General features: G+C 62.1%; 7 protein-coding genes and 3 pseudogenes. 4 read left to right on the top strand and 6 right to left on the bottom strand.

Going from position 1 to position 9588, the window contains the following annotated elements:
• Positions 1 to 143: 143 nt before the first annotated feature.
• Positions 144 to 1220 (bottom strand): IS5 family transposase, encoded by a 1077-nt coding sequence (locus IAI58_RS22920; RefSeq protein ID WP_208775950.1) that lies wholly within the window; start codon positions 1218 to 1220, stop codon positions 144 to 146.
• A gap of 74 nt (positions 1221 to 1294) precedes the next feature.
• Here IAI58_RS22920 and IAI58_RS22915 point away from each other — a divergent pair, with 74 nt between their 5' ends.
• Complete coding sequence (locus tag IAI58_RS22915; protein ID WP_208776375.1) at positions 1295 to 2098, top strand: alginate O-acetyltransferase AlgX-related protein; 804 nt, start codon at positions 1295 to 1297, stop codon at positions 2096 to 2098.
• A gap of 42 nt (positions 2099 to 2140) precedes the next feature.
• Here the strand turns inward: IAI58_RS22915 and IAI58_RS22910 are convergent.
• From IAI58_RS22910 to IAI58_RS22890, 5 genes and pseudogenes are all read right to left on the bottom strand, one after another.
• Positions 2141 to 2311 (bottom strand): annotated as a pseudogene (locus IAI58_RS22910) (IS3 family transposase); the annotation flags it as partial.
• Positions 2312 to 2442: 131 nt separating this feature from the next.
• Positions 2443 to 2665 (bottom strand): annotated as a pseudogene (locus IAI58_RS22905) (integrase core domain-containing protein); the annotation flags it as partial.
• Positions 2666 to 2756: 91 nt separating this feature from the next.
• Complete coding sequence (locus IAI58_RS22900; protein WP_208776374.1) at positions 2757 to 3275, bottom strand: transposase; 519 nt, start codon at positions 3273 to 3275, stop codon at positions 2757 to 2759.
• 212 nt (positions 3276 to 3487) lie between these two features.
• Positions 3488 to 5500 carry a hypothetical protein gene (locus IAI58_RS22895; RefSeq protein WP_208776373.1) on the bottom strand — a complete coding sequence of 671 codons (2013 nt, stop codon included), beginning with the start codon at positions 5498 to 5500 and terminating at the stop codon, positions 3488 to 3490.
• 118 nt (positions 5501 to 5618) lie between these two features.
• Positions 5619 to 6644 (bottom strand): GSCFA domain-containing protein, encoded by a 1026-nt coding sequence (locus tag IAI58_RS22890; protein WP_208776372.1) that lies wholly within the window; start codon positions 6642 to 6644, stop codon positions 5619 to 5621.
• A gap of 183 nt (positions 6645 to 6827) precedes the next feature.
• On the opposite strand from IAI58_RS22890, the pseudogene IAI58_RS22885 reads away from it, so the two are divergent.
• The 3 genes and pseudogenes from IAI58_RS22885 to IAI58_RS22875 form a co-directional block, all read left to right on the top strand.
• Positions 6828 to 7336, top strand: a pseudogene (locus tag IAI58_RS22885) (transposase); the annotation flags it as partial.
• Positions 7337 to 7869: 533 nt separating this feature from the next.
• A complete protein-coding gene (locus IAI58_RS22880) occupies positions 7870 to 8547 on the top strand; it encodes a thermonuclease family protein (RefSeq protein ID WP_208776370.1) in 678 nt (225 codons plus the stop codon).
• A gap of 59 nt (positions 8548 to 8606) precedes the next feature.
• Positions 8607 to 9527: a 3'-5' exonuclease gene (locus IAI58_RS22875; protein WP_208776369.1), complete on the top strand. Its 921-nt coding sequence runs from the start codon at positions 8607 to 8609 to the stop codon at positions 9525 to 9527.
• The last annotated feature ends 61 nt before the right edge of the window (positions 9528 to 9588 follow it).

Here is a 9588-nt window from a genome sequence, read left to right as displayed (position 1 = left end):
GTTCAGTCGGACACCTCGAAGTACCCGTCGCTGTGCTGGTTTCGTGAACAGGGTTGTCGCCTCAGGTCATGACGTGCCCCTGCTGACCCGACTGGGTCACCGGCTTTGGGCGGCGGGTGCCGCTCTTCGTGGGCGCGGTGGGGTTATGCGGGCGCAGCTCGGGTGCTGAGCCAGGCGAGGCGGGCGAAGTTATAGGCCAGATTGGCCATGCCGATCTTCACCTGGGCCCGTGCGATGCCGATCGTGCGGACGAACAGCCTCATACGGTGCTTCTGGGCGGCGAAAACATGTTCGATGCCGGAGCGGATCCGGGCGCGTAAGGCATTGGCCTTCGCCTGCTGTTCGGAAAGTTGACGCCGCGGTGGCCTGCGGAACTGAATGCGTTCGGTCAGGCCGCGCCGCTCCAACACTTCCAGATTGCGCTTGGTGCGGTAGGCGGTGTCCGCCCAGACGCGGCTGGCGGTGTTCTCGGGATCCAGCAGATCTACAAAACTGCGGCTGTCATGCTGGGCGGCATCGGTGACTGTCCAGCGGCGGATCAGCCCGTGCCGCCGGTCGATACCGATATGGCTCTTGTAGCCGAAGATGGGCACCGCGATCTGGATGGCCTGGCGCTGCGTGCCTTCTGGTTTGGGCTTGGTCCTGCCGCGCTTGAGCGTCCACCGCGCATCCCGGTCCTTCTGCGCCCGCTTGGCACGGGACCAGCCTTCCGGCGTGCCACCGTTGCGGATGGTGGCTTTCTCCTCAATGGTGAGCTGCTGGCGCGGTGCGGCGATCAGGGTGGCATCAATGATCTGCCCACCCATGGCGAGAAAGCCCTTGGCCGCCAGCACCTCATCAAAGCGGCGGAACAGCCCCTCGATGGCACCGGCCTGCTTGAGCTGTTCGCGATAGAGCCAGATCGTCTTGGCATCCGGCACCGCCTGATGCAGGCCAAGACCCGCAAAGCGCATGAAGGACAGCCGGTCCCGCAGCTGGAATTCTGCTTGCTCATCCGAGAGGCTGTAGAGCGCCTGCAGCACCAGGATGCGGAACATCATCACCGCATCATACGGTGGGCGTCCGCCGCGGCCGCGATCTGACCGCTTCAGCGCCGCATCCAGTACGGGGCGGAAGATCTCGAAGTCGACCACTGCCGCAAGGCGCTCCAGCGGATCGCCCGCGGCAGAGAGCGTTGCATACCGCTCATCCACATCGAAGAAGCCTGGCTGATCTGCCATCGCCACTGCCTCCGCTGATTGACCTCATTGAATCAGCTCAGCGTGTCAACCGCGAGGTTTTTAGAGGCGTCCATATGATCGCGCCGGAGAAGTACCGTGTTGTCTCTGAAGCTTTCCCGATCCGGGACGCTGTTGGCCTAGCACAGCACTACATCGTCGGCGGGTGCGAAGGTATGCTGTATCCAGTGGCCGAGTTCCGGGCGGAGACGGAAGGCCGCACCTACTACCGCACGGACACGCACTGGGCCCCGCATGGGAAGATCGTGGCCTGCCGCTTATTGGCTGAAGCAGCCGGGCGTAGCCCCGTTGAGGTCGCCTTGGCGGAGGCCGCAGCGCGTGCGGCACTTGTGCCGGCACCCAGCCGGTTCTGCGGTGATCTGGGGCGGAAGCTTGAACCGAAGCAAGACGAGCCGAGCCTTAACCTCAAGCTGCCGCATGGTTTGCGGACGTTCGAGAACGGCCTTCCTCACGACTACGAACGTCCAGTGAATGATGGTCGGCTGGTCATTACCGAAAGCGATGCGTCGACAGCGCGCGGCACCTTGCTGATTTTCGGCGACAGTTACCTGCACCAGACCCTGACGACGCTCTCCTTCTTTTTTAAGCGCGTGCTGTTCTGCCGTACCCGCTGGTTCCATGAGGAGATGGTCGTCATGGCCCGGCCGGACATGATTGTGACGCAGCAGGCTGAGCGCTATCTCAGCTATGTCTTTCCGGATTCCGGCGCACCCGCCTTTCTTCTGATAGCGCAGATGCTGGGCCGGACGCCCGCTCCCAGCCAAGTGGAGGCCATTGCTCTTGCCCAGGCGCTATCTTGCGGGCGTGTACCGGATCTCAAGCCATTTGAGAAGATGCTGCCCACCAAAGCCGCCAAGTAGTCGTTTGGACTTGCCCTTGGAAAGTGGAGAGCGGCTGTTGAACTATGTCACGGCTTCAAAGGCATAAGGGCTTTGGTACCCGAGCGCTGAGTGCCGTCGCCGCGGATTGTAGAAGCCGTCGATATAACGGCCAAGCGCCAGCTCAGCATGCTGGCGTGACAGGAAGACAGTTTGCCAGACCGGTTCTGCCTTCAGGGTCTTGAAGGCGACTTCGAGCATCGGACACTTCGAAAAACCTCGCGGCTGAGGCGCTGAGCTGATTCACTGAGGTCGATCAGCGGGGGCAGTGTCGATGGCGGATCAGCGTGGCTTCTTTGATCTTCCCCTGAATTGATGGACAGGGATCAGGCGGCATTGTGCTCCATCTGCTCTGGCGTCTGGTATCCAAAGGCGGAGTGGATGCGCTGCCGGTTGTAATAGCTTTCGATGTAGGCGAACACGTCGCGTCTTGCTTCGTCCCGCGTGGCCCACCGGCGCTGCTGGGCGAGTTCGACGTTGAGGGTGTGGAAGAAGCTTTCCATGGGCGCGTTATCCATGGCAGTTGCCACGGCGGCTCATGGATTGTCGCACCTTATGAGACCTGTGCGCGGAGGGTCGTGCATCCTCGAATGGTTGAACGAGCGGCCGCTGCTTCTTTCCGCCGGAAAGGGGTGGCTGTTTAGCCTGATGATAAGCCTTGAATGGCTTTTCGCTTCTGGTGACTCGTCCAGGCTGCCTCTCCATCTGCGTGGCTCGCGGAGGCGATGATCGTCGCGTCAATCAGCGTGCCTGTTTTGACGCTCACGGCTTTGGCCCAGAGCTGGGCCGTCACTGCTTCGAACAGCACCTGGTCCAGGCCTTGGCTCACCAACTCGCGGCGGAGGCGCACGAAGGCCGTACGCTCCGGCGTCGGCACCTGGGCGGAGCAGCCGCAGAACCGCCGGAACGAGGCCCTGTCGTCGAGAGCCTCCGCGAGCTTCACGTCGGAGAGGTCGTACCAGACTGCGATCAACATCGCCTTGAACAAGGCCAAGGGCGGCCAGAGCGGCTTGCCTCTCGCGGCGGCATGAATGTCCTCCAGGCGGCTCTCGACGGGCGCCCAGTCGATCAGGCCCGCCAGATCGTCCAGAGAGGATCGCCTGCCCCGCTGATCAGGCGCGAGGATGAGAGCTTCCTGGCCAATCCGTCGACGTGACATCCGAGGCACTCCCCGCAGACGCTCTGGATCCCCATCGAATCACAGCAGATAAGCGGATTCCAGCCCTTCCGCGCACAGGTCTTATAAGCTCCGTCTGCGCACCTTGAACCACAACCCGTGCACAGCTCTCATAAGGGCTGTGCACCAGTCCTGCTGGAGGTTCTGCCCAGTGCCGCCGCGCATTCGCATCGTGATCCTGGGATGCTATTCTGCTATCTTAATTGCCTTGCGGGCAGAGACATCTCGAAGTTTACCACACGAAATGCTCGGTTTACGCCGTGAGGTGTCGGATTGTAATTGATGATCAAATTGTTCTTGCCGATCTTCAGAGAACTTGGGTTGATCTTGAAGATGGAATTGAACGCCGGCGCAGTCCACCACATCGATCTGTAATATCTGTTGTTCTGCTCTCCATCTTCAGGATCAAGGGGCCAGACAGTATTATCTGGAGCTTCGTTGAGCAGTTTCCCGTTGATTGTCACAGAAAGTGACGAGCGAATCTGAGCATAATCTGAGGAGCTCAGTGGCTTTCCGCTGCCAGGATAGGCTAGGACGGTCATGCGGAGGATTCCCCGATCCATGTCCCACCCCTGTACTGGTGGTGCGAGTTCCATCGAGAATGTATGACCGGCTTGCAACTGTCTGCTTGTGAATGGCAGTTGATCGCACACGTCGTCACTGGCAGGAGGAGCAGAACAAGACTGGCTAAGCCCGTAATGTGTGGAAGTCAGGAAGTAGTGCTGATCCAGCTTCGAAACCTCGTTCGGATCAGATAGCCGGCGCATTGCCTGTGATGGCTGCTGCAGCGGCTTTCTGCGGTTCCCATCCTGGAACGTGGCTGCGTAATACTGGCTGTTGAACAACGCTATGCCCTGAACTTCGTGCAACGCATAGGCAAGATGCGCGGCCGTGGTCAGGCTCCTGCTCGTAGCTGGATAGAAGCGCTGATTGAGGGAGTACCCCGCTGCAGCAAGCTCACGGAAGCTGTCGAAGTTCGCCTGGTCTGGACTAATGGCGCCGATGCTCTGAAACATCTCAGCGTAGACGCGCGTGTGAGCCTTGGCGGAATCGAGCTGATACTGGATCTGCTGGTCTGCGATCGCGGGCATAGCGAGGATGACGTAATCGGAAACCTGCGAGCGATCCAAAGCCGGCAGATCAACACCAATTTCCTCGCGATGCCGCTGCTTCGAAGGGACGCGAAGTCCGATCCGGATCGCCGGATTGATTCTGCGCAGAGTGGCGGAGGCTTCGCCAAGAAAGCTGGACATAGCCACAATGCGTTTTGCCAACGGCATATCTGTAGGAAAGTGCCTCGGAAACCTGTTCAGATCGATTTCAAAGAAGGCAGGCCGGTACTCGGCGACCACCTCCGCCATCTGCATTATCTTGAAGCGCTGCACGAGCGGTTGCGCCAGATCCAGAGTGATCCCGCCGCAGCGGCCAGCATTGCGGCTTTGCCCTAGAGTGCACGTTCTTCCGTGAGCACAGACGTTGAAGTCGGATGGTGCCAAGCACATGCCCTGCACACAGCGTGAGCCCAGCGCTTCCTCTAGCACACCGGTTCGGAAAGCCTGAAAGTACCGCGTGAATGACATTTCGGTCCATTGCTGGTTGTTCTCCACATCGGCTTCGGAGTGGCCGGACCGGTCACAAAACGGCTTATCATCATGTGGCGCTTGCAGGACCTGTTGCCGGCTGCGCGAATTGAAGAGTTCCCAGTTCCAGGTGTAATGGTGATCGTTAAGCCTGAAGCTCAGGATTTTGACCTGGCGAGACGACCCATTGTTATTCAGGAAATCTGCGATGAAATCGTGTCCTGCGGAAAGATACATGCGGATATTCGATGGATTGGTCGCATTACCGGCTGGTGATGCGCTGTAGTACCGCAAGCTGTGCAGAAAGCGATCATGATCTGACAGGCTGTACAGCTTGCTGTTTGCCCAGAACTGGAAGGTCGAGATGTTGACCGCTAGGCTTTGTGCGTCAGCACCGGTGTCGTCTCCCATTCTGACATAGGTTCGAAAGGCATTCGCAATCTCGACCAAAGCCTGATCTCTTGGTCCGGTGAGCCGCTTGGCGCCGAGAACAACGGTATCCAGACCGGTCAGGTCATTGTTGACGATGACGTGGGGAAAGTCGGGTGATTTCGTGCTCTGCTGGGCAACCGTGGTGCCCGAAAGCCACAGCAGCAACGCGAGCGGTCCGATGATCTTGCGCAACATCAGCCTGTCTCCCCGATGGATTCTGAGTTCATTCGGCAAGTCCCCGGGCAGTGCCGCGGAGGTGGCCAGAAGAGTGGACAAAGCACAGACCTGATAAACCCTGCGCCGCTGTCGCGGTTCAATCCTGCAGGTAGGAGCCCCGGAAGGTGTGAACAATTTTCTGGACAAATTCTTTTTGAATATGCCGCCGATCAGACTTCCATACCGATGCGGCGTCGGAGTAGTTGGCCATTTCGAAACTCGGGAAATAATCTGCCCTATTGTTCTCCCGTGTGAACTCCTCCGCTGCTGCTCGCAATACGGACTTGGAGTAGCTGTTGGCCACGACAACATCATCGCCGGTAAAGGTAGCCAGAAAAGGCACAGGAGAAACGGTCAGGACCATACGCCAGTTAGGCCGGCCATAGCGGTCCAGCAGAGCTGCGATCTCTCGGAGGCCTGCCATTTGATCGGCAAAGGATAGAACTTCGAGGGTATAGCGTTCCGGCTGTTCAGGCTTGAGCGTCAGTGGCGAATCAACGAGCCAGGTCCCGGTTACCTGATCGCGCCACCCCTCTGCCAGGCCCAATGTTAAGACAATGACATCCGCCTGGAAGGCGCAGCGCATCAGCTGGCTCATTGCGTCCCTTCTCGCGCGCACCGCCGCTTCGTCGTCGCCTGCCAGAATGTTGTGCGCCGCCAGATCCGCGAAGCGGCCCTTCGAGACCTCCTGCACAGCCGGATGCTGCCCGGTCGGAACCGCCTCAGCAGCCCAGCGCAATTCATCGACCATGGTTCCGATCGTGTACTTGTTGATGTAGCCCATGCGGAAGATGTGGTCCTCGGTATCGGAGAGGCCGGCTGGGGCTCTTGGCTCCCACTGCGTAAACACCGCTGGGTTGCTCACCACGTTCATGCCATCCTGCAGCATTGCCTCCTCGATTTCCCGCGCGAAGCAGGAACCGATCGTGAAGATGTTGCTGGTTCGACCCATCCGGAAGTTCGGCCGGATCAGCAGCTCAAGGGCGGGCTTCTTCAACCGCTCACTGGCACCGAGCGCCCGAGTCTCGACGGGCAGGTTCTCTGCGAACCACCAGCGGCCGTGCTCCCTGTTGCTTCTTAAACGCTGCTCAGCATCTCCGTAGGGCAGTGATAGAATGGGCATGGGCACTCTCCCAACATTAGATTCCTTATATACAGTCTTCGCGCCCTCTCTTCGAGAGAAGATCTACGAGAACGAAGTAGTACACAAGGAAGATCTGTGCCGTTTTACAACAGGACACTTCGAGAAACCTTGCGGCTGAGGCGCTGAGCTGATTCACTGAGGTCGATCAGCGGGGCAGTGTCGATGGCGGATCAGCTTGGCTTCTTTGATGTGGATGAGCGGTATGCAGCCTTGTCGGCCGCGGGCGATCCGCTGGAGCGGCTTGCAGCAGTGGTCGATTTCGAGATCGTCCGCCCAGTGCTGGATTTGGCACTAGCGCGCTCGGACCGCAGCCGCGGCGGACGCCCGCCCTATGATGCGGTGCTGATGTTTCGTATCCTGGTGCTGCAGGCGCTCTGTAACCTGTCCGACGGACAAGCGGAATTCCAGTTGCGGGACCGGCTCTCGTTCATGCGCTTTGCGGGCTTTGGTCTGCATCAGGCGGTGCCGGATGCCAAGACGACCGCGAACAGCTCAAGCTGGCCTGTGCCATCGAGGGGCTGTTCCGCTGCTTCGACGAGGAGCTGGCGGCCAAGGGCTTTCTCGCCATGGGCGGGCAGATCATCGACGCCACCCTGATCGCTGCACCGCGCCAGAAGCTCACCATTGAGAAGAAGGCCCTCAACCGCGGCGAAGGAGCCGTGGCGGTTGATCAGCCGCTTGGCCAGCGGCTTGGTATCGCCCTGCGGGAAGGCGAAGAACAGCAGCGTCTCCAGGATCTCGTAATCCGCCAGCGCGCCAGGACCGCGGGTCAGCAGCTTCTCACGCATCCGGCGGCGATGGCCCTGTGGCCCGGTGCCGTCGGGAAAGGGGAGGCTCGCCACATCCTCAGACGGGTCAGCGCGGCGGCCGATCCAGCTCTTGGAGCCACGGGAGCGCGGCTGGCCAGATTCCAGCAGATCCGGGCGGTCTGGCAGGACACTGGCATCCTCGGCAAAGCCGCGCCGGGCCTGCGCCTGCATGATGGCGCGATAGGTAGGATTGGCGGGCCTTGGCTCGATGGGCCGGCCAATCAGCATGCCCAGTCTCGACCACATGACCCCGCGCCTCCCTGGCAGCCCTGGCAGCCCTGGCAGCCCTGGCAGCCCTGGTGCCATATTTCGCCGGCTCGAACGCCGCATCAACCACAATTTCACGGCTTCGCGAGGTTCCATACAAGCCGCCACACCGGCGCTATGCAGCGCCGATGTCCTGCCTCTCCCGTCTGCTGCTGGTCGCCAGCCTGCTGCTCTCCCAGCCCGCGCTCGCCGCCGAGTTGCTGGGCCGCGTTGTCGGCATCGCGGATGGCGACACCCTGACCCTGCTGACGCCGGAGCGACAGCAGGTGAAGGTGCGCCTCTACGGCATCGACGCCCCCGAAAGCCGCCAGCCCTATGGCACCCGCGCCCAGCAGGAGCTCTCGGCGCTCGCCTTCCGCAAAGAGGTGCGCGTGGTGGTGGAGGACACCGATCGCTATGGCCGCAAGGTCGGCCGGGTCTGGGCGGGGCCGGTGGACGTCAATGCCGAGCTGGTGCGCCGCGGCGCGGCCTGGGTGTATCGCCAGTACAACCGCGACCCCGCCCTGCCACGGCTGGAGGCGGAGGCCCGACAGGCCAGGCGCGGCCTCTGGAGCCTGCCGCTGCAGGAGCAGGTGCCGCCTTGGGACTGGCGCCGGCAGGGCAGCACGCGCACCGCGGCACCGACCAACAACCGGGGAGGGGGCTCGGCCCCCGCCCAGAGCAGCGCCGGCCTCAGCTGTGGCGCCAAGCGCTATTGCAGCGAGATGCGTGACTGTGCTGAGGCGCGCTTCTATCTGCAGCAGTGCGGGCTGCGGCGACTGGACGGCGATGGCGACGGGGTGCCCTGCGAGCGGCTCTGCCGCTAAGCTCGCGTTCCTGTTTTGGTCTTCTGGCGCCGTAACACCCCGGGCGCCATGGAAGCGGCATGCTAACCCGTGCCGCAGATCCGCTCGACCTTACCCAGTTGGAGGCGATGGCGGCGCAACTGGCGGCCAGCGGCCACTATCGTGTGCTGCGGCGGATCGCGCCCCGGCCGGCGCTGACACCGCCCCCAGGCACCCCCACCCGGCTCGGCCTGCTGCTGGATCTGGAGACCACCGGGCTCGATGCCGCGCAGGACGAGATCATCGAGATGGCGATGCTGCCCTTCACCTATGGGCTGGATGGCACCGTCTATGCGGTGGGCGAGCCCTTCAGCCGGCTGCGCCAGCCCACCCGCCCCATCCCGCCGGCGGTCACGGCCCTGACGGGGCTGACGGATGAGCAGGTGGCGGGGCAGCAGATCGACCCGGCGGAGGTGGCTGCCTTCATTGCGCCCGCGGCGCTGATCATCGCCCATAATGCCGGCTTTGACCGGCGCTTTGCCGAGGCCTTCTGCCCGGCCTTCGTGGAGAAGCCCTGGGCCTGCTCGCAGCGGGGGATCGACTGGGCCGCTGAGGGGTTCGAGGGCAGCAAGCTGGGTTACCTCGCCATGCGGCACAGGCTGTTCTTTGAGGGGCACCGGGCGCGGCATGACTGCGAGGCCACGCTGGAGATCTTGGCCCGTCCCCTGCCTGCCTCCGGCGTCACCGGGCTGGCGCGGCTGCTGGAAGGGGCACGGCAGCCGCGCTGGCGGATCTGGGCCACGGATGCGCCCTTCCACCACAAGGACCGCCTGAAGGCCCGCGGCTACCGCTGGAACGCGGAGGAGAAGGGGGCGGCGCAGCCGCGCGCCTGGTTCATCGAGGTGGCGGAGGCCGAGCGCGCGGCGGAATGCGCTTTTCTCTGCCAGGAGATCTATGGCCGGGAGTGGGAGCCGGTGATGCAGCGGATCACCGCCCTCGAGCGCTACTCGGTCCGCGGCTGAAGCCAATCGGCTGCGGCGTCCGATCTTGGCGCACTGTGCCTCAAAACAACCTGCTCGGCTC

This window comes from Roseomonas marmotae (assembly GCF_017654485.1).
In the GTDB taxonomy this organism is placed as follows: Bacteria; Pseudomonadota; Alphaproteobacteria; order Acetobacterales; family Acetobacteraceae; genus Pseudoroseomonas; species Pseudoroseomonas marmotae.
This window is presented reverse-complemented; position numbering and strand designations above follow the sequence as displayed.